The following is a 19,747-nucleotide window of genomic DNA, read 5'->3' as shown; positions in this document are numbered from 1 at the left end:
ACCCCGCCGCTCGTCTACTGCAGGGCAGCGGTCGTTATCGAGGAAGGAGAACAGGATGGCGACGACTGAAGAGATCGAACGCCGCGTCGCAGAGGCCGACTCCGCCCGCAGCGCGAAGCGATCCGCTACGGCACAGCAGGTTGGCGAACTCGCGCAGCGCCGAGCCACCATCGCGGGGCAACTCAGTGCCATCGAGCGAGAACTCGGCGACGTCCTTTCCGCGGCCGGCGATGTCATCGACGTCGACGAACTGGCGCGGTTCACCGACATCCCGGCCGCTGACCTCACTCGATGGCTGACCGCCCGGACGTCAACCCGCACCAGTACCAAGCGCAAACGGTCGGCTACCAACGGGAAGAGCGACACGGGTAGGCGACCGTCCGTGGTGAGGGCATCGACGGGCAGGCAGGCGTCCACGCTGCCCGAATCCGGTGCCGCATCTCGCGCTGGCGCGGACGCTCCTGTCGGTGTCGCGGTGGAGGGGACATGACGGTGCGTCCTGCACGCGGCAACCCGGCACGGGCACCGGGCGCGGCTCACCGCATCGGGTGGGTGGTCGCGGCCGTACTCCGGTTCGTCGGCCGTGTGGTGCGCGGTGTGCTCGCGTCAGTCGTGCTGCTCGCTCTGGCGGCCGGCCTGCCCTGGGCCTTGGTGTACTTCGTCGGCTGGCCGCTGCCTGATCACCTGCCCACCACCGACGAGCTGACTACGGTGTTGCTGCAGCCGATGTCGACCGGGTTCCTGCTGGATGTGTTGGCGTGCCTGGCCTGGCTGCTGTGGTTCTTCTTCACCCTCGATGCCCTCGCCTGCGTGGCCGAGGTGGCCCGCGGCGCTCGCCAGCCCGAGCTGCGCGAGCACAGCGGGCTGCTGCGTCGCCTGGTCGCGGTTCTCCTTGGCGCGGCACTCATCTCCGTCCTCGGCCGTACCGCCACCGCCGCGCCCGCGGCCACGACCGGCGGACTCACCGGCGACGGTCGCGGCCCGATCGTGGCCACCGCGCCCGCCTGGCACACCTCGGGCTCCGCCGCCGGGAGCACGCCCGCACCCTCGGTGGGCGGAGGCACTCAGGCGCGAGCCGCCGCTGCGATGGCGGCCGGAGAGGACAGGCCGCCGGGTATGGAAAGGGCGAAACCGCCGGAGAACGGGGTGTGCGACTCGCTGTGGCGCATCGCCGACCGCACGCTCGGCGATGGGGACCGCTGGCCCGAGATCTGGGCGCTCAACGCGGGCAGCGCCCAACCCGGCGGGCGAGCCCTGACCAACCCGCACCTCATCCACCCCGGCGACCTGTTCCGCCTGCCCGAAACCAGCAGCACCCGGCCCGGCCAGCACGCCGGACCACCGACACCTCCCGTCCCACCGCCGCCGCCCGCTCCCCCGGCGTCTGTGTCGCCGGTGCCGCCGAGCATCGAGGACCACACTCCGGCATCCAGCACGCCCGCTGCACCGGCGGCGACCGGCCGCCCGGACTCCGCCGGAGAACGGGCGGATCGGTCCGGGGGTGTGTCCTGGGGCAGTGAGCTGTTCGTCAGCCTGGGTGTGGCCGCGGCGGTCAGCACCGCGTTCGTGCTCCTGCGGCGCCGCCGCAACGCGGCCTACCGGCCAGGCAGCGGCACGCGGGGAGACGACCTGCCCGTGACCCCGGTCGTTTACCAGCTGCGCCTGGCGCACCTGCAGGCCCAGCATCACGACGACGACCTCGCCCTGGACACCGAGGCCGAGGAGCCCGATCCCGCCGCAGGCGCGGCGGGATCGCCTGCGGACGAGGGGGACGGTGGTCAGCGTGCTCTCGCGTCGCGCCGCCCCGGATCACGGTCAGTCCGGGTCCTCCCGCACGGCCAGCGGCGGGTCCTCGGCACCCGGACCCCGGAGGCGTCACCCGGACGGCGGATCATGGTGGCGCCGGAAATCGCCCTCGACGACGCCACCGGCCCCGACACCGAGGCGCCGGGGGTGGCCGGCGGGCAGATGCTGGCGCTCGACCTCGCCCGCGCGCATGGCCTCGGCCTGGTCGGGCCCGGCGGTTACGCCGCGGCCCGCGCCCTGGTCCTCACGATGCTCACCGGGGGCACCGAGGTCACCGTGCTGATTCCCGCGGGCGACCTCGTCCGTCTGCTCGGCGTCCCGGCCCAGGCTGAAGACCTTCCTCGCACGGTGCGGGTGGTCGACGACTTGACCGCCGCCCTCGACCTGCTCGAGCCCACTGTCCCGGCCGGCGCACCCGAGGCGGCCTCACCCGCGCCGCGGGTGCTGATCGCCAGCCCACCGGCCGATACGGACGAGCGGGCGCGACTGCAGAGCCTCCTGGACAACGGCGGCCAGGCCGGTGTCACGGCAGTGCTGCTGGGCCAATGGCAACCCGGCGTCACCGCCTACATCACCAGCACCGGGACCATCTCCGCCACCGGCCCCGGCCTGGGCGAGCCCCTGCGCGGCACCCGGGCGTTCACCCTGCCCGACACCGCCACCCGCGACCTGCTCGCCCTCCTCCGCAACGCCGGGCCCGTACCGCGACAACGTCACCCCGACCCTCACCGGGCCCCGGAACCGCCCAGCACCCCGGCCACCGGCGACATGGAAATGCCCGCGGCGAGCCAGGACAGCAACGACAGCCTCGAAATCACCGGCGGTCCCGTCCCCGCAGACACGCACGCGGCACCCGCACCTGCTGAGGAATCAGAGCCAGCCACCGCGCCGCCGGACGCGCCGTTCGCCACCTGCGCGGACAGCCACGGGCCGAGTACCGAGGCGGCGCCGATCGTGTTCTCGGTCTTCGGCGCACCCGCGCTGTACTGGCGGCCCGATCCCGCCCAGCCCGAGCACCTGCGCGAGATCTCGGACCGGTTTTCCCCGCGCCTGCTGGAACTGCTGGTATTCCTGGCCGTCCATCCCGGCGGGGTGTCCAGGGACGCGCTCATCGACGCCCTGTGGCGCGAGCACGCCCCGCAGCGGCCGGCCGGCGTGCTGCGCACCATCCTCTCCCGGATCCGCAGCGCGGTCGGCGGAATCACCGCGGGCGCGGTCAGCGAGCTGGTCCTCGTCGAGCACAGCCAGTACCGCCTCGATCCCGCCCTCGTCGAGATCGACTACCGCGGCTTCGCCGACGCGGTCGCCCGCCGCCGGGCAGCGACCACCGACACCGACCGCATCGCCGCGTACGAGGAGATCGTCGCCCGCTACGGCGGACTGCTGGCCGACGGGCTGGACGCCGACTGGCTCCCCGCCGCACGGGAGGCCACCCGCCGCGACGCCCTGGACGCCGTCGCGGCCCTGGCCCGCGCCCGCGTGCACACCGACCCCGACTACACGCTCGATCTGCTGGAAACCGCGCGCGCGTTCGACCCGCACAACGAGCTGCTCTACCGCGACATCATGCGCCTGCAACACACCGTGGGCCGCCACGAAGCCATCTCCCGCACCGTGACCCTGCTGCGGACCCGGCTGGCCGAAGTAGACACCACACCCACCCCGGAGACCACCGAGCTCGCACGGCGGCTACGCGCCCGCCACACCGGGATCTCCGACACCGGAACCACCGGCGCGGCAACCGATGACCGGCCCCATACCTGACCGAAGAGACATCACGCCGGGAAAAGACACTCCATTGCCCACAATGGAGAACAGTGAAATACCTCGACGGGCCACGGGCCCTTTGCCACCGGCGATGCTAGCGTCGACAGTGACAATGAAACCCTTGCGGCAAAAGAAAAGTATCTCCGTGCACACGCACTACCTCGACGCCTGTCCTGTTCACTCGACGATGCGCGACGAGTACTCGACATATTGCCCGACAAGGGAAACGCCACCCGCGGACGGGCGGCGAGAAATCACCTCAGCGCGAGGGAAGAGTGCACCGTCGGCGAACGCGGATCCACGCGCACCGCGGCGCACGCGGGCGGCAGCGCCACGGAGCCCAGTCGCGCGACGCGCCCGCCCATCTGTTCCTTGCCCTGGCCGAGCACGCGCAGCGACCATGTCCGCGATCGGAGACGCGGAGCGTGTCTGCCAGCGACGGGGCCGATACCCCGGCCGATACACCTCGTCTTCCGGTATCCGCTTAAGCCGGATCCCCCCACGCCTCGCGTTTACGCAGCGTATACCCCTGACGGGGGATCCAATGGTATCCCAGACACGCTTGACACCAAGCAGGTAATCACATCGGGCCGGGCAGCGGTGTCTGACGTATCGAACTTGGTTCAATTCACCCTCACCTTCGATGACATCTCACCTCATCCAGCTCTTTTCTCCTTATTGAATTCGGTATCGAATTCCTGCTTTAGCCGCCCCCCACCCGATTCGCCGTCAGCCTTCACCCCCTCCAAGTCGGCGCTGACCTGCGGACACCGTTCGCGAAATGCCGCGAATGCGGCTTCCGGCCGGACGGTATGCGAATTCGCGAAAATTCCCGCGAATTCGCCCCGAAAACCTATTGCGCGGCGCCCGGGGCAGAGTTACGTTTGTTGTGTCACCGGGAAAACCGGAAAAAATCGAAATACCGCACCCGGCGCGAGCTATGTCCACAGCGCCGCCAATCCCGAAACGGGGAGAAAATGATGTCAGCCACGAACACGCCCGCCGACGAGGCCATTGGCTACCTGATCGGGCGCGGTTTCACGCACAACCCCCACATGCACTGGTACGAGCACCGATGGGCGCGCGTCGCGGTCGCTGACGCCGAAGCCGCGTCTTTCGACGTGCACGCGTTCACCCGTGACTTTTACGGGTTTGAGGCGTGGCGGGTACAGCTCACCGGTGCACCGTTGGCCGTGTTCGCCGCGACCATCACCGCCGCGATCGACTGAACCCGCCCCATCCGGACAACCGCCGCCCCGGTCCCCCGCCTGCTGACCGTCATCCCTGTGCGTTGAAAGGAAACCCTGACGATGACCACGCCAGCCATGACTCCGGCCACGGACGGCGCGCCCGCCACCTTGCGCGCGGCACTGCGACTGCGCAACGGCGAACTTCGGCGCATGGTGGCCGAACAACTCGCCCACGACCCCACCGCCACGCTCACCCCCGGCACCATCGCGAATCGACTCGGCGGGAAATCATCCGGCGCGGTCGGTAACGCGTTGGCGACGCTGGAAGCGCGCGGGGAAGCCGAAAAGGTCGGTTTGAACCCGGTCACCTACCGCGCGACCACCAAAACCGCCGACGCCGCCAAAACCGCCACGGTCACCCCGCGCGGCACCACTCCCGCCGCCGCACCGTCGAAACCCGCCCCGCCCCCGCTGGTGACAGGGCCGGTACGCCGTCCGAACGGGCAGATGTACCACCCCCGTAGGTTGTCCGGGCTGTCCGATGTGACCGCACTACGGCGATTGCGGGACGCGAACGTGTCCGCGCTCATGTACGGCCCGCCCGGTACCGGGAAAACGTCGGTGGTCGAGGCGGCGTTCGACGACCTCGTGACCATTCAGGGCGACAGCGACACCGTGACCGACGACTTCGTGGGTTCCTACACCCAAACCCCCGACGGGCGCTACGAATTCGCCTACGGGCCGCTGGTGACCGCGATGCGAGACGGGCGCGCGCTGTTCATCGACGACGCGACACTCATACCGCCGACCGTGCTCGCGGTGGTGTACCCCGCGATGGACGGACGCCGCCAAATCGTCATCAAAACCCACAAAAATGAGGTCGTGGACGCCGCGCCCGGGTTCTACGTGGTGGCCGGACACAACCCCGGGGTTCACGGCGCGGTGCTCACCGACGCGCTCTCGTCGCGGTTTTCCGCGCAGATCCACGTGTCCACCGACTACGACCTCGCCACCCAGCTCAAGATCGACCCGAAAGCCGTTCGGGTAGCCAAGAATCTGGCCACACGGCAGGACAAAGGCGAGATCGGGTGGGCGCCGCAATTGCGGGAACTGATCGCGTTCAACCGGATCGCCGACGTGCTCGGCATCAGTGCCGCCGCCGGAAACCTGGTCGGCATCGCTCCCGAAGAGGACCGGGACGTGGTCGCCGATGCCGTGCGCAACGTGTTCGGCGCCGACATCGCCCCGCTCTCACTCGGGGCACAGTTCTAGCCCGCCACCATCGACCCGCGCGCCTGCCCGGAAAGGACCTAAGTCATGACCGCCCACGTAGCCGCACTCGCCGCCACGCCAACCGCCGTGTTTCCCGCCGCCCCCGAGTGGTTGGCCCTGTCCGCCGCGTTCGGTGACGAGGTTCCCGCGATCGCCGACCGTGACGACCTAGTGGTGACCGTCGCGCCCGGGGCGGGCCATGGTTCCCCCGCGTGTTTCTTCCCCGGCTCCGCCACCATCGAAGTCGACGGATCCCATCTGGACACCGGTGTCGACCCCGCCACCGTCGAACCGCACCGGGTCGGGGACCGCAAGCGCTACCGCACCATATGGGGGCTGCTCACCCACGAAAGTGCCCACGCCAAGCATTCCGTGTGGAACGTTCCTTCCGGCGCGCCACCAGGGGCTGCGGCCGCCGCGATGCTACTGGAAGAGTCGCGTATCGAAGCGGCACAGGTGCGCCGCCGCCCGCGCGATCGGTACTGGTTGCGGGCTAGCGCCACCAACCTCATCCTCGCCGACACCAAGGGCCGCGCCGCAGCCCTCACGATGTCCGCCCACAGCGCGGCCACCGCCGCCGCGCTCCTACTGGCACGGATAGACGGCGGGATACTCAACGCCCGCGAAACCGCCGCAGTCGCCCGAATAGTGCGCCGCATTCTCGGAACCGACACCCTGGCGACCCTGCGCGAAATCTGGCGCGAGGCCCACCGCACCGCCGACAATGACGCCGACACCATGATCGACCTCGGACGCCGCTGGTGTGAGGCAATCGGCACCGACCCCGACGCCCCCGGCACCGACGAGCCGGGCGACGGCGAGGTCACCCCGTCGCCACTGGCCGATGCCGTCTCGCGTGCGGTGGGTGCCATTGCGGCCGAAGTGGACAGTGAACCCGCACCCACCGATCTCGTGACCGAACGGCTGGAAGCCGCAGCCGCCAAGGAAGCAGCGCGCGAGGCCGCCGAACGGGACGCGGACACCGTGTTCACCAGCGGCGGTAGCCGGTCGGGCGGTACCCGGACAACAGGCACGCGCCCGCCGACTGCCGCCGAACGCACCGCCGCACGGCACCTCGCCCGCGCGCTGGACACCGCCGGGGTACGTGACCGCACCGCCACCAAGACAACGTCGGCAACACCACCGGGACGGTTGCGAATGCGTGGCGCTATGGCCGCCGACGCGCAACGTGCGGCGGGTGTCATACCCACCGCCGAGCCGTTCACCCGCACGACCCGTAGGACGGTGCCCACCCCGCCACTACGGCTGGGCATCGCGTGCGACGTGTCCGGTTCGATGGGAAAGTTCGCGCGCCCGGTGGCCTCGGCCGCCTGGATCCTCGGCCAAGCCGCCCACCACACCCGCGTGCCCGCCGCCACCGCCAGCGTGATCTTCGGCGCTACGGTCCGCCCGCTCACTCACCCCGGAACAGTGCCCCGCGACGTGACCGAGTTCGCCGCCCTCGACGGTGTCGAAGCCCTCGACAGTGCGATCAGCGCACTTGATGGCGCGCTGAATCTTTCCCGTGCCGACGCCGCGCGGCTGCTGGTCGTCGTGACCGACACCGACATCGTCGACGACGACTACCGCAGCAACGCGCAGAAGCGGCTCGAACGGTTACGCGCCAACGGGTGCGCGGTGTTGTGGCTGACCCCCAAGCGGGTCGTCCCGGATGCGGAGCTTGTGAAAGGGGACACCGTGCACCCGCTCACGAAGCCGACCACCACCGCCCGCGAGATCGGCCACGCCGCCACCGCCGCACTACGCGCCACCCGCTAACCACCCACAGACCCCGGGCGGGGCGGACACCCTCCCCCCTCATTTCCGCCCCGCCCGGGCCCACGCCACAACCGGAGAGGACTACCCGATGACCAACACCACGATCGCGACCGTGGGCGAGCTGATCGCCGCCCTCGGCCACTACGACCCCGTACGGCTCGCGACACAACCCACCTACCCCCTGGAAAACCTGCTCGCGCGCGTCGTGTGCGTCCCGGATCGCGCCGATCAGCCCGTGGTGTGGCTCGGAGCGAGTGACCAGGTCGGATACGTGCCCGCGCCCGTCGCCGACGCGCTGGGGTGGTCGTGATGACCACCGACGAAACACCCAGCGACGCACCCGCCTCGCTGGCCGACCGCGCGATCACCGTCGCCCGCCGTCACCGCGTTATCGCGCCGCGCGCGTTCGCCGATCGTCACCGTGCCCGGTCGTCGTGGAATCGTCGCGCGATCACCACAAGCCATATCGCGGCCGCGCTCGGCGTCGATGTCGACACCGTGCTCGTGCGGGACGACCCGGACCGCCACTACGGCACCGGGGCCACCCTCTCCCCGGGGGATTTGATCGAGGTCACCAGCGACGGCCGCCGCTGGTATTTCATTCCCGACCCGTCCGGGTTCGTGATGTGGTCCTGGCTGTTGCTCGGCCCGTGCCCGGACTGCGAGGCACCGCGGGTCCCCATCGCGCGAGTCGCCGGCCTCGCCGACCTCGGCGCCCACCTCGACCCCGAGTCCGAGGAGCGCTTCTTCGACACCGCGCCCTTCGAATTCCACGGCGACCCCGCCCACCACCGGCACTGCCTCTACTCCGCACATGCGTCGGAACTCCGCGCGGGACACCGAAAGGAGCCCCTGTCATGACAACGACTGCAGTCGAGACGGCTGACAAACCCGCACGCATCAGCAAAGAAGACCGTGTTGCCCTCGCCGCGATCGACGTCGCGACCGCGCTACCGGGGAAATGGACGGTCGGCCGTGGCCGAGACCGGGACCAGACCGCCGACGTCGTGTGCCTGGCCACCGGGGTCAGCGTCGGCTTCAAACCGGTACCAGGACCGGGCTCGTGGCGCTACCGGCTCGTTCCCGGGGACCTGCCGCGAGAACTTGACGACGTTTTCTTCTGGTACCGAGACCCGTTGCCCGTTGCCACGTTCGCTGTCGGTGCCCCGGCCGCCGAGGTCGCGATCCACATCCAGATGCGGCTGATCCCGTCCTTCCGTCAGTGGCTCGACCGCGCCCAGACCGCCCGACGCGAACGCCTCGAAACCCAAGCACGCCAGCACAAGGCCCAGCTTCACATCGCTGACCAACTGGCAAGCGCGTTCCCTCAGGCACCCGAGCCTGCCCGCATCTACTTCAGGAGCGGCGACCTCGTGAGCATCACGCTGACCATGGCGGTCGACGACGCGCTGACTCGTATTTCCGCGCTAGCACAGGCACTGCGTGCCGATGACGCCACCACCGCACTGTCCACAACGGAAACCGAGGAGACGACATGACCACGATCAACGCCACCCTCACGCGCCTGCTCCCCTGCGATCGTCACAAGGCGTCCCTCGTTGAGGTCTTCCTCGGCACGGGCCCAGGAACCCAGTATGTCGGCTACCTCGAATCCGCATACCCGGACAGGACACCCGACCCGGCGACCGTCGCCCTGCTGCCCGTCGGGCGGCGATTCCTGACCGCTACCAGCGAGACCGACTTCTGTACCGCGTTGGACGTCCTGGCCGAGGCGTGGCCGATGTGCGGGTTCGGGCCAGCGGTGTCCGGCTGCGACTACGACCTCGCGACGTGGAAGACGTGGCAGTGCAAGGGCCGTCACGCGGGCGGCGCGTACACCTTTGACGGCGGTCGAGTGCTGTACTTGCCCGACGGTGTTTTCCGTATCGACAACGCCGAGAATGACTGGCACAGCATCACTCTTGACTGCGAGCAGCCTCCTACTGGAGAAGGGTCCACGCTTGCCGGGCGCGCTCGTGAGGCCTTCGACAGGGCCCGACGGCAAGACCCTGGTCTCGACGTCGGCCGCGATCCCGCCTACCTCAAGCGCGCCGCCCTCCGCCGCGCCCTGGGGCGTGACGTGGCCGAGGAGTTCGGTGTGGCGCGGACGGCGGTGACGGTCACCGACGACCCCGACCGTCAGCACGGCGGGTGGCACTGGTTTCGGGTGACCATCAGCGACGGCGGCACCGACTACCGGCTCATCTCGTTCGACGGCGTGGTGGACGACCTGCGTGTCCTCGGGCCGTGCCCGGAGTGCGGCGGCGAGGTACCGCTGCTCGCGGCCAACGACCCTGCGGCGCTGGGCCGCTACCTCGACGCACGGGCCACGGGCACCCCCGTGCCGTGCCCGCCCGGGCTGACCTCCGGCGTCGGCCACACACCCGGATGCCCCGTCCGCGAGGACCTCTGACCCGGCAATCCCACGAAGGGACTTTGTGATGGTCACGCGCACCGACTTCTACCTCGGCACCGGACTGACGGCCCTTTGGCTCGGTCCCTGCAGTTCGCCTGCCACCCCGACAACCTCCTCAGAGACCCCCACGGCCGCGCCGTGCTGACCGCGAGACAGCCCCCGGCCTACCCGCCACCGACTGCTCGCACATGCTCTGACACAAACCCCCACGACCGCAGAGTCCGGAAAGGACAGATCAGCAATGCCTACGTTCCTGCCTATTCCCCATGACCTCTACCGTCGCGCTGAACCCGGCGCGGGCGAGATCCTGCCCGCCCTGACCGGACGGGACAAGCGGTACCGCCCGGTCGAGCGATTCGATCCGGACTGGGGTTTCGTCCTGTCCGGTCGCGCGTCGATCGTCGCGGTGGTGTCCGCGCTGTACTGCGGCGAGCTCGACGTGCCCGAGCGCGTGTGGCCCGAGGTACTGCGCCTGTACTGCCCGGCCGCGTGGCGGATGCTCACCGAGGCGGAGGTCTCGTTCGAGCAGTGGAACAGCGGCCGCTGCGAGGCGGTGCTCGCCAGCCGGGTCGGGGCCAGCGCCAACACCGAGCTCGGCGGCTACGCCGTGTTCGCGGTGATGGACGTGCCCGCCGTCGTGGCTGAGGTCGTCGGCACGCTGGGCGCGATTCCCACCTTCAACTGACCAACCTTTTCCCCTGTACTGCAAGGAGGGCGACACATCATGCGCGACAGGAAGAAGCGTCTCTTGTGGACGGTGCTGGCGGTGATGCTGCCCGGGCCGTGGACCCCGGTGATCGTGCTGGCCTACGTCCTCGACCGCGCCGCCGACCGCGACACTTCGCACCACGACGCTGCCCGCCTTCTACGGCTGGGCTGACGCCTGCGGCGGGCCGCCGCGCTTCGGCGTGCGTGTGCTCGCCGACGACGACGAACGCCACACCACGCACCCGGTGCTGGCCGATCCCCGCGCCCGCGCCGTGGTCACCGCCTACTGATCACCGACAACCTGAGAGAGGACGCCATGTCGCTCCACACCACGCCTGCCATACAGGCGGGCGAGCCACGCAGCGCCGCCGAGCACTACGCCGCCGCCGAGTCCCTGTTCGCCCAAGCCCGCGCGATATACCCGGACCTCAGCAGCCGCGCGTATCACCAGAACGAGTACAAGCGCTGCCTCGATTGGGCACGCATGCACCTGCGCCTCGCCGACGCGATCACCGCAGGAGCGGGGCTGGTCCTCGCGCACCGCCACCTGCTCGCGAACCCCGACGTGCGTCTGCACGACACGCGTGTCGCCGCCGAGGCACGGTCGTGGGACGAGTACCTCGAAGTCCAGCACGACCCGGCTCGGAGGCCCGCATGACGGCCCCGCTGTGGTTACGGCCTCGCGGGCCGTTGCAGCCGTCCTGCCCGCGTTGCCACGCCAAGATCGGCCACGTCCATCACGAGTGGTGTTCTGTGGCGCGCTGTCTGGCCACCGGACAGCAGCGCACAGGCCACGCCGAGGCCTGCCCATGCCCGAAGGACACCTGGTTCGGGCGATGGCCCGGCGCGGCCGAATGTTTCGAGTTCGGCTGGACCTACAGGGACGGGCTCCCCAACCTCAATCGCCTGATGACCACCGCCACCTGGGATCCCGTCGCGCACCGCTGGATCCACCCCCGGCACCAGAACACGACTGTCGAAGGAGAGCCACGATGACCACACTCACCAACGCTCTGGACGCGTCCGCGGGCATCGACCACGCCGCCGGCGAGTACTGGATCGAGTTCGTGCCCGCAGCCCGTGCCGAGCCATACCAGGTCACCTTTCCCGCTGTCGTCGAGCCCCGCCGCCACCACGGCGTGTGGGTACGGCCCCGGCTGCGCCGGGAGGTCGCTGAAGCGATGTGCGAGTGGCTCAACCTGGTCTACTCGGTCGACCCTGATTGGTACCCGCTGGCCCGCTTCGAAGGCGATCTGCTGGTGGTCTTCACCGGAGACGCCGCTCACCACCGCCACGAGATCGCCCTCGGCGCCGACGGCCGCTACCCACTGGGCGAGCTGGGCCACTGGTTCCTCTCCGGCCCGACTCACACCCCAGGCAGCTTCTCCCACCGGCCCGCCGGACGGTGCGAAGGTCGCATCCGCCGCTACCCCGCCGAAACCCTGGTCACCTGTGACCCGAACAACCTGCCATTCAGCAGGTTCTCCGCCCGCGTCGAGGCCCGCCACGACGCCGAAGGGTGTATCGCCGAGTTCCGGCCCGAGATAGCCGAGGCCGTCGCCGGATTCTGCACCCGCGCACACAGCGGTTGGCCTGATGACTACCCACAGGTGTACTTCGACGGTGACACACTGGTCCACGTCCACCAGCATCGACGCGCCCGCGACGGCTATCTGCCCTGGCGCATCGAACCCGGCCCCGACGGCACCTACCGCATCGACAGCGACGAATGGATCTTCCACCCCGTGTCAGCAAAATCCAGGGAATCGTGCCCACGTTCCAGTCATCCTGACCCAGGCCAGAGAACCAGACGCGATGCGCGAAAGAGGACCCGCGCCCAGTCCCCACTCGGGCGGCACGGCAGGTTCCCGTTGAATACGGCGAGGGATCGTCGGAAGTTGCATAGCGGCAGAAGACTCTATGCGGCAGGGCGTCTCGTTGTCCGCTTTCGATGGCTCTCTTTCGAGGTGACGTGAATGAACTGTGGTAACAGTTTTCGCGGGTGGATCTTCAGTCTTTCCGCGATCAGAAAATGGCGTTGCGGGGATGGCAGCAGCGACCGGGCGAGGTGAGAACGGCGGTGCCTCCGAGCCCACGAAGTACTCGCGCGAAGAAGGAACCAAGCTCACATTGCCGACCGCCGGCCAACCAATCTCCGGCTCCGCGTCGCAACTCACTCGTTGACGTGGCTGCCCGCCGCCTTGACCCACGACGTTGTGTTCGCGCTTCCGGAAGACCAGCAGGCCGCCCTCGCCGTGGCCCCTGCTAGCGAAGGCCCGGCCTTTCCGTGCCGGCTATCGAGCTTGGCACGCCACCGGCTCACAGCCAAGGCATCACCACCGCCCTGCGCACGACCGCCGGACACGGCTCACACCAGACCCAAAGCTGTTCGAGTACTTCGACACCACCACAGCAGCGCCGCTGGACCTGCGGTGCGCGACGGACGCGCACCAGCTACGCGCAACCTCGAATCCCGTCGCGACACGGGGGCGCACACCGCGATTCGGCCACAGGAACCGCCCTGTGGCCCGGTCAGTCCGGCTGACCGGGCCACAGGGACGTGCTTTCACACGGTGACGGTAGCGGCTTCCGTCGGCGTATCAACGTCGGTCTTGTCCGGGTTGATGGCGAACCGTTTCGGGGCCTCGCAGGTCTTCCGCGCGTACCCGTCGACAACAAGCTTCTCCAAAGCGTTGTTGACCGCCCCGCCCGACCGACCGAGCGCCTTCCCTATCTGGGCTGGACCGAAGCTGTCCTGGGGGCGCTCGGCCAGATAGTCCTCCACCAGCGCCCGCAGCCCACCCTTGCGCAACCGGTCTTTCGACTGCGCAGCCACAGGCTTCACGGGCATGGTCGACGGGGCGTCCACGGTGTCTCCGGCGTCATCCGTGGCGGGCAGCGTGCCATCCTGGCCCGACGGGCCAGCCTTCTCGCCTGTGCTGTCGTCGTCGCGTGTCGCGGTGGCCTGGCCGTTCTTAGCGCCGTCGTTGACGGCGGGATCGGTCGTGTCGTGGATGTTGGTGCCGGTCGCGGCGGTGTCGGCAGTGATAGGGACGCTGGACGCTGTGGCGGTGTTGTCCGGTTCGGCGTCGGCGGTGTCCTCCTCTGACGGTGCGGGCGCCCAGGTTGTCGGGCTTGCGGGGCCGTCACCGGAGGTGCGGATGACGGTGCCGTCGCGGCCCCACTGAGTCAGAATCTTCGCGGCGGTCGACCGTCCGACCCCCGCTGCCGCCGCCAGCCGGGCGGTCGTGGCACCGGGATCGGCGGCCAGCGCGGCCCAGACCTTGTCTACGGTGGTCGAGGTTTTCTGTGTGTCATCGCTGTTGTCGACGACGTGCAGGTGACGGTCAGAGACCGCGTCAGCGGCGTTGTTGTTACCGGACATGACGAAACTCCTTGTGAACAGGGGGAAATGGTCACGCCCCAGCCGGGGCGTCGCCCGCCGGTGCGCATCCGGCTGTTCGGGCTACACGCCTATGAACGCTCCATTGCTGCCTTCCTGTCAAGGGAACCGTCCAAACAAGACAGACGTCTCGCGGGGACGTACACGCGCGTGGCCGGAAATCCTTTTGACATCGCGGCAATGTGCGACGAATTGCCTTCATGCAGGATGGCATCGGCCGGGAATTTGTGCACCAGAAGGGTTAAATACGTCATTGCCGCACCCGGCAGGGGTTGACAAAACCCCGGCAACGAAGCGTCCATACAGGTCGGTTCACACCGACACCTAGCCCCGAACCTGAAGGGACGCATAGCAATGACGACCGAATCCGACACCGTGGAAACACCAGCCGTCGCCGTTGACGTGGCTGAGGCCGAAGAACTACCCACAAGCCTGACCGACCGTGACGACGGGACAGCCGATGCGGGAGAGACTGATGGCGAGGCCATCTTGCGTGACTGGGAAGGCTTGCCACCGGACGCGACGATTCTCGTCCCGGCGTTCACCACGCCGATGCGCACGCCGGACCATGCCTGGGCGATGCTAGTGCTGGCAGTGGACATCCTTGCCGCCGAATCTGAGGGGCCCGCCGATGTCGAGCTGTTCGCGGGTAGCTGGATTCCCGAGATGCCGTCGGCTGACTTACACGACGGAGACCTTGTCGTACGGTTGGCGCCACCCGCCGACCCGATCTGCATGTTGCCTCGTGACCGCGTCACCGATGTCGAAATGTTGCTGGCATACCACGGTCACTGGCAGCAGGTCGGTCTTTGGAAGGCGGTCGACGACCGCTGGCCGCGTATCGTCGCGCCGACCGCCGCCGCGCTGATGGGCTTGCATGTCGACGCCACCGAAGCCGCCGTACCGCCGGAACCCGCACCATCATTGTTCGTGCCACCCGTGAAATGGGCACGCGGTGGCGTCGCCAAACTTCTCGCCGTCGGAATGATCAAGGCAGGCGAGGACTTCATCTGGGCCCGTCGCCACATCGGGGTTGAGCACTTCGCGCGTGTCCGGGCCGACGGCTGTCTTGTTCTTTCCGACGGGCGCGCATACGCCAACCCGTCCGGCGCCACCACCGCACTGGGCGGCAATCACCAGAACGGCTGGAGCGCGTTCCGGCGCGTATCCGACGGGCGCACGTTAGGTGACCTGCGCAGCGAACTGGCCGTCCAGCGCGGCCAATGACCCCCAAGGGGCGGCGCCAGCACCGACGGTGCCGCCCCGTTGCCTTGCACCGTAACCGCCCGATACCGACCCGAGCAGTATCCGCGCGCCCAGTATCGCTGGCGATGCGTGGATCGCGCTGACGACGATATTGCCGACGTGCTGGTTCCGTCGACGCCGGGTCGACCGGTCAGCACGATGGGGTTCTCTGTGCTGACCGGCCGCCCGCGCGCCCGACGGGGTTAACGGCGCTGTGGATCACGAAAGATCGAACCCGGAGCACGGACCGACTTTGCGGAGTAAACCATGACGGAGGCTGATTTCCCCCACGTGACTCCAGGCGTCGCTCGCCGAGTGTCCACACCGGACGCGCGGCGGGCAGTGATGGCTGCATTCCACAGCCCGCAGTGGACTGCACCGGTACGCGACGCGCCCGGCCTGCTCCGCCACCGCCGACGCAACTGCGAGTTGCACGTACGCATCACCGACGAGGTGGTGTGCTTTGTCTCATTCAACATCGACAGTCCGTCCAGCCCGCGCGCCGCACCCGTGCGCGCTAAACCGGTTCGACGCCGACGACGAGGCGGGGTCGGGAACGTCTGGCCGACCACCTGGCGCGAGTTGCGATCCCGACTGCAGGCCGCAGGGTGCGAGCTGACCCGCCGCGGCAAGCATGAGCTTGCCCACTTGCCTGGTGGGGGCACCTACACCCTCCCCGGCACCGCGTCCGATCACCGCGCCTTGCGCAACGCCGCCCATGATCTCGCTGCCCTCGGCGTCGAACTACGCCGTCCGCACAAGCGGCCTCCTCGACGGGAGACACGCTGACTCGCTCCGCGCCCTCCGCACTCAAGTCGTTCAGCTGCGCCCGCTCCCGCGTCTCCTCGATGGTTCGACGACCGACGTCGTGATCGTGCCCGGAATCGAAAACTGGCCTCACCGCCGAGGTAGAGGTTCCTGAACCACGCGTCGTCGTGGACGGTCGCGCCTGCCAGCCACAGGTCCAGGTAGAAGCGCGCGATGTCGAAAGACACTGTCCGGCAAACTCCGCTCGGCGGAACCATGCATGGTGGCCGAGCGGGCGCTGGGGGCTACTCGTGGTCGTGTGAACGCAACATGGCTGAGAACTCACTGTCGGACAGCATTTCCTCTGTGACTACGTAAGAGCAGGCGAAGCACGTGCCCGTCTCTGAGCCGTATTCGAGCACCTGTGAGATCACGAGTGACTCGTGTCCACACATGTCGCACCAGCCCAAGCCGGGGCTGTCGTACCGTTCCTTTGGGTCGACCGGAAGGGCTTCTTCGGCGCGTGCTGCGCGGCGAGTGATCTCGTCTTCGCCGACGAGATCGATGTAGGCGGAGACGCGTTCGTACTCAGCAGCGGCTGCGGTAGCGGTAGCGATCTCAGACTCGCTGATGTGAGCGTCGGAGAGGGCGCCGAGTGCCGGATGCATATCGAGGTCCTGTAACGCCTTGACTGCCTCGGCTGGAACGATCTCGGATCCTCCTCCGCGGCCATGGCGGATCGGCTGCGTGACATCGAGTGCGTGTTGAAGGACGTTTAGATCGACTTCCACTGTGATGGACGAATCGTTGGGAGTGAAAGGGAGAGGGGCGAGGACCGTGATGAGCCAGTGACCGCCGAGCGTCTTCTGACCAACGAGTTTGATCAACTCGCTGGCTGGCTTTGTCTTTCCGTTCTTCCACTGGTCCTCGCCTGGCCAGTCCGTAGCCACTATGGCGAGCAATCCATTGGTCAATGCCGTGTCGAAAAGGGTAGCGGCGTGAGGCACCGTGCCGTCGCCGAGCGCAACCGTGTGGATCGCATACTGTCGTTGGCGCTGTTGCTCAAGAGCAGGCATGGGCCATGCTCCCATATCGCGGCGGGGCGCCAGGTTGCCGCCCATCATCTTGGCCTGATTCTGATTCGATTCCTCGGCCTGGCAACTGGATTCGGGCTGCGTCAGCTGTCGGACATTGCACGCATGCCACCCCTGGGCTTGACCTGTGGATTTGTGCATGAGTCGCGCACCTGGCGCAGACTCGGCGCAAGATCGGTGAGAAAGCGCAAGATTCATTGAGAACCTACAAATGGTCAATTGGATGGGCGGCTGGCACCGAAGTAGTCGTCGCCGTTCTCGCTACGATAGGGCGCGATCATCACCGGTTTCCCCCAGGTCGGGGCATGGACCATCTTCCCGTTGCCGATGAATAGACCGACGTGGTGGATTTTGCCGGCGGAGCCGTAGAAGACGAGGTCTCCTGGCAACAGCGGCTGTCCATCAGGGACACGTGGACCTGCGGTGTACTGGGTTTGCGCGGTGCGAGGTAGGGAGATTCCGGCTGCGTCATAGGCGGCTTTGGTGAGGCCGGAGCAGTCGAAGCCGCCGTCCTGTACTCCGTTGCCAGCCCAGACATAGGGCAGCCCGCGTTGTCCGCACGCGTAGTTGATCGCGGTCATCGCGGCAGGTGTGGGTGCCTGGATATTGTTGCAATCCCCGGTCCCCGCACCTGCGATGTTGACGCAGGACACGCCGCTCAGCGCGCCGACGATCTGCCGCGCGTCGTGCTCGTGATCGGCGTACCGGTCGGGGAATCCGGACCGCTGCACGGTTTGCGCGGCCTCAGCTACGGTCATCTGCTGCCAGTTCGGCACCGTGAGCAGGTGCTGATAGAACTGGGTAGCGGCGTATGTGGGAGTCCGGATTTGTTCCGGCGTGCCCCAGCCCTGGGAGGGTCGCTGTTGGAAGAGACCGAGGCTGTCGCGGTCGCCGTAGGCGAGGTTATGCAGTTTGGATTCCTGCATCGCGGCGGCGATTGCGATCACCCATCCGTACTCAGGCACCTGCATCTGCTTGCCGACCGCAACGATGGTGGCCGCGTGGCCCATCTGTTCGGGCCCGTACCCGGCCGAGGCCCCTACTGGCGCGCACGTGCCCTGGCTGGAGCCGGAGAGCACCGAGGCGACTCCGCTGACCGCGGGCATGATGACGACAACGGGCAGGAGGAACGCGGCCGCCGCCGCGGCTGCAAGCTTGGCGAAGTCAGACATGGGTGCTCACCTCCACAAGTGAGGTCAGGGATCGGTCCGGCGGATCCGGTTGGGGCTGGCGGGCGGCGGGATCGGCGAGGGTGGAGAGAGCCGACGCACGGCCGTCGCGCCCTCGGCTGCGGTGGACGTGTTCTCCTCTTCGTCGGGGGTGCCCGCGGTGGGCGGCGCGAGGCCCGGCCAGGCGCCAGGCAAACTCGCGAGTTCGATCCGGGAAGCTGTGCGGCGTGAGGTGCTGGTCAGGGGCAGCCAGACTGCGTCGCCGGGACTCGGGTGCGGAGTGCGGGGGTCGAGCAGGTCCGCGGCTGCCGTGGCGACGGGGACGGTGTCCGGGTGGTCGAGACCGGCGTGGATCTGGGCGAGCGCCCTGCGGGCGCCGGCCTCGCGGCGGGTGGTGGGCAGCCAGATCAGCACCGGGGTCGCGATGCCGGTGGCCTCGGCGAGCCGTTCGTATGCGATCAGCTTGCGGGAGAGTTTGGTCAGGCTTTCGGTGCCGGTGTCGTACTCGAGGAAGAATTCGACCTCGGTGTTGGCCGTGTTCCAGCGGCCGTAGGCGTCGGGGATGACCAGGTCGCCGAAGTGCCGAGCGCAGCGGGTTTCCGACCACCACGTTGTCACGGCCTCGGAGTGCCCGTGGGTGGAGTCCGCTGGCCGGTGTCGGGTGCGGGCGATCAGCGAGGTGAAGAAGTCGCCGATGCCGACGGTATGAGCCAGCCGCTGGTTGTGTGCGATGCTCATGGCCCGGTCGTGGCGGTAGCCGAGGTCTTTGACCTCGAGGCCGTGTTCGGCGGCGAGCACCCCGGCGCCGGCGGGCCCGAGGATGTAGTGCATCGGGGCTCGCCCGACTTGCTGGAAAGGCTGGAAACGGGACACCGCCCGCCACAGGTAGAGATCACGCAGCCGTTGCCGGGCCGAGCGGCCCGACGGGAACGCGGCGTCCTGCAACTGCTGGCTGGTGAGGACCCGGTGCTCATGGAGCAGGGCGAGGATCCACCGGTCGCGGGCGGTGAGCCGGGTGGCGAGGGCGGCTTGGTGATCGACCGAGTTCGCCGCCCGCGCGGTGGTGCGGCCGGGCAGGTGCTGGCGCAGTGCGTGCTGCTGTGTCGTGGTGATGATCAACGCGAAACCTCTTTCACAGGCTGTGGACAAGT

The 19,747-nt window shown here is 68.5% G+C and carries 18 protein-coding genes; 14 read left to right on the top strand and 4 right to left on the bottom strand.

The features are described from left to right. Nucleotides 1–55: 55 nt before the first annotated feature. The 13 genes from ACZ3HL_RS18350 (at nucleotide 56) to ACZ3HL_RS18290 (ending at nucleotide 12,914) form a co-directional block, all read left to right on the top strand. Nucleotides 56–490, top strand: a complete 435-nt coding sequence (locus ACZ3HL_RS18350) for a hypothetical protein (protein ID WP_465532349.1) — start codon at nucleotides 56–58, stop codon at nucleotides 488–490. Then, nucleotides 487–3,570 carry a BTAD domain-containing putative transcriptional regulator gene (locus tag ACZ3HL_RS18345; protein ID WP_465532347.1) on the top strand — a complete coding sequence of 1,028 codons (3,084 nt, stop codon included), beginning with the start codon at nucleotides 487–489 and terminating at the stop codon, nucleotides 3,568–3,570. Before ACZ3HL_RS18350 ends, ACZ3HL_RS18345 begins: the two co-directional genes overlap by 4 nt. An 815-nt stretch (nucleotides 3,571–4,385) precedes the next feature. After that, on the top strand, nucleotides 4,386–4,802 hold the full coding sequence (locus ACZ3HL_RS18340) for a hypothetical protein (protein ID WP_465532345.1): 417 nt from the start codon (nucleotides 4,386–4,388) through the stop codon (nucleotides 4,800–4,802). An 81-nt stretch (nucleotides 4,803–4,883) separates the two neighbouring features. Then, nucleotides 4,884–6,035 (top strand): AAA family ATPase, encoded by a 1,152-nt coding sequence (locus ACZ3HL_RS18335; protein WP_465532343.1) that lies wholly within the window; start codon nucleotides 4,884–4,886, stop codon nucleotides 6,033–6,035. Between the two features lie 45 nt (nucleotides 6,036–6,080). Continuing rightward, nucleotides 6,081–7,814: a VWA domain-containing protein gene (locus ACZ3HL_RS18330; protein ID WP_465532341.1), complete on the top strand. Its 1,734-nt coding sequence runs from the start codon at nucleotides 6,081–6,083 to the stop codon at nucleotides 7,812–7,814. A gap of 88 nt (nucleotides 7,815–7,902) precedes the next feature. Continuing rightward, nucleotides 7,903–8,124: a hypothetical protein gene (locus tag ACZ3HL_RS18325; protein WP_465532339.1), complete on the top strand. Its 222-nt coding sequence runs from the start codon at nucleotides 7,903–7,905 to the stop codon at nucleotides 8,122–8,124. Continuing rightward, nucleotides 8,124–8,675 (top strand): SH3 domain-containing protein, encoded by a 552-nt coding sequence (locus ACZ3HL_RS18320; protein WP_465532337.1) that lies wholly within the window; start codon nucleotides 8,124–8,126, stop codon nucleotides 8,673–8,675. Before ACZ3HL_RS18325 ends, ACZ3HL_RS18320 begins: the two co-directional genes overlap by 1 nt. Continuing rightward, on the top strand, nucleotides 8,672–9,313 hold the full coding sequence (locus ACZ3HL_RS18315) for a hypothetical protein (protein ID WP_465532335.1): 642 nt from the start codon (nucleotides 8,672–8,674) through the stop codon (nucleotides 9,311–9,313). The genes ACZ3HL_RS18320 and ACZ3HL_RS18315 overlap by 4 nt, the downstream gene beginning before the upstream one ends. Beyond that, nucleotides 9,310–10,227, top strand: coding sequence for a hypothetical protein (locus ACZ3HL_RS18310; RefSeq protein WP_465532333.1), 918 nt, complete (start codon nucleotides 9,310–9,312; stop codon nucleotides 10,225–10,227). The genes ACZ3HL_RS18315 and ACZ3HL_RS18310 overlap by 4 nt, the downstream gene beginning before the upstream one ends. Before the next feature lie 244 nt (nucleotides 10,228–10,471). Next, nucleotides 10,472–10,915 carry a hypothetical protein gene (locus ACZ3HL_RS18305; RefSeq protein ID WP_465532331.1) on the top strand — a complete coding sequence of 148 codons (444 nt, stop codon included), beginning with the start codon at nucleotides 10,472–10,474 and terminating at the stop codon, nucleotides 10,913–10,915. A 39-nt stretch (nucleotides 10,916–10,954) separates the two neighbouring features. Continuing rightward, a complete protein-coding gene (locus ACZ3HL_RS18300) occupies nucleotides 10,955–11,110 on the top strand; it encodes a hypothetical protein (RefSeq protein ID WP_465532329.1) in 156 nt (51 codons plus the stop codon). 144 nt (nucleotides 11,111–11,254) lie between these two features. Beyond that, nucleotides 11,255–11,596 carry a hypothetical protein gene (locus tag ACZ3HL_RS18295; protein ID WP_465532327.1) on the top strand — a complete coding sequence of 114 codons (342 nt, stop codon included), beginning with the start codon at nucleotides 11,255–11,257 and terminating at the stop codon, nucleotides 11,594–11,596. A gap of 334 nt (nucleotides 11,597–11,930) precedes the next feature. Continuing rightward, nucleotides 11,931–12,914: a hypothetical protein gene (locus ACZ3HL_RS18290; RefSeq protein ID WP_465532325.1), complete on the top strand. Its 984-nt coding sequence runs from the start codon at nucleotides 11,931–11,933 to the stop codon at nucleotides 12,912–12,914. Between the two features lie 590 nt (nucleotides 12,915–13,504). On the opposite strand, the gene ACZ3HL_RS18285 is transcribed toward ACZ3HL_RS18290, so the two are convergent. Next, complete coding sequence (locus ACZ3HL_RS18285; RefSeq protein ID WP_465532323.1) at nucleotides 13,505–14,323, bottom strand: hypothetical protein; 819 nt, start codon at nucleotides 14,321–14,323, stop codon at nucleotides 13,505–13,507. 372 nt (nucleotides 14,324–14,695) lie between these two features. On the opposite strand from ACZ3HL_RS18285, the gene ACZ3HL_RS18280 reads away from it, so the two are divergent. Then, the gene (locus ACZ3HL_RS18280) at nucleotides 14,696–15,568 is read left to right on the top strand and encodes a restriction system modified-DNA reader domain-containing protein (protein ID WP_465532321.1); all 873 of its coding nucleotides are present in this window, start codon (nucleotides 14,696–14,698) and stop codon (nucleotides 15,566–15,568) included. A gap of 1,070 nt (nucleotides 15,569–16,638) precedes the next feature. Here ACZ3HL_RS18280 and ACZ3HL_RS18275 read toward each other — a convergent pair. The 3 genes from ACZ3HL_RS18275 to ACZ3HL_RS18265 all read right to left on the bottom strand — a co-directional run bounded on the left by ACZ3HL_RS18275 (nucleotide 16,639) and on the right by ACZ3HL_RS18265 (nucleotide 19,715). Further along, nucleotides 16,639–17,568 (bottom strand): hypothetical protein, encoded by a 930-nt coding sequence (locus ACZ3HL_RS18275; RefSeq protein WP_465532319.1) that lies wholly within the window; start codon nucleotides 17,566–17,568, stop codon nucleotides 16,639–16,641. Between the two features lie 74 nt (nucleotides 17,569–17,642). Next, the gene (locus ACZ3HL_RS18270) at nucleotides 17,643–18,599 is read right to left on the bottom strand and encodes a C40 family peptidase (protein ID WP_465532317.1); all 957 of its coding nucleotides are present in this window, start codon (nucleotides 18,597–18,599) and stop codon (nucleotides 17,643–17,645) included. 24 nt (nucleotides 18,600–18,623) lie between these two features. Then, nucleotides 18,624–19,715, bottom strand: coding sequence for a replication-relaxation family protein (locus ACZ3HL_RS18265; RefSeq protein ID WP_465532315.1), 1,092 nt, complete (start codon nucleotides 19,713–19,715; stop codon nucleotides 18,624–18,626). Nucleotides 19,716–19,747 lie beyond the last annotated feature (32 nt).

Source organism: Amycolatopsis sp. NPDC000009, from assembly GCF_055563465.1.
This window is presented reverse-complemented; position numbering and strand designations above follow the sequence as displayed.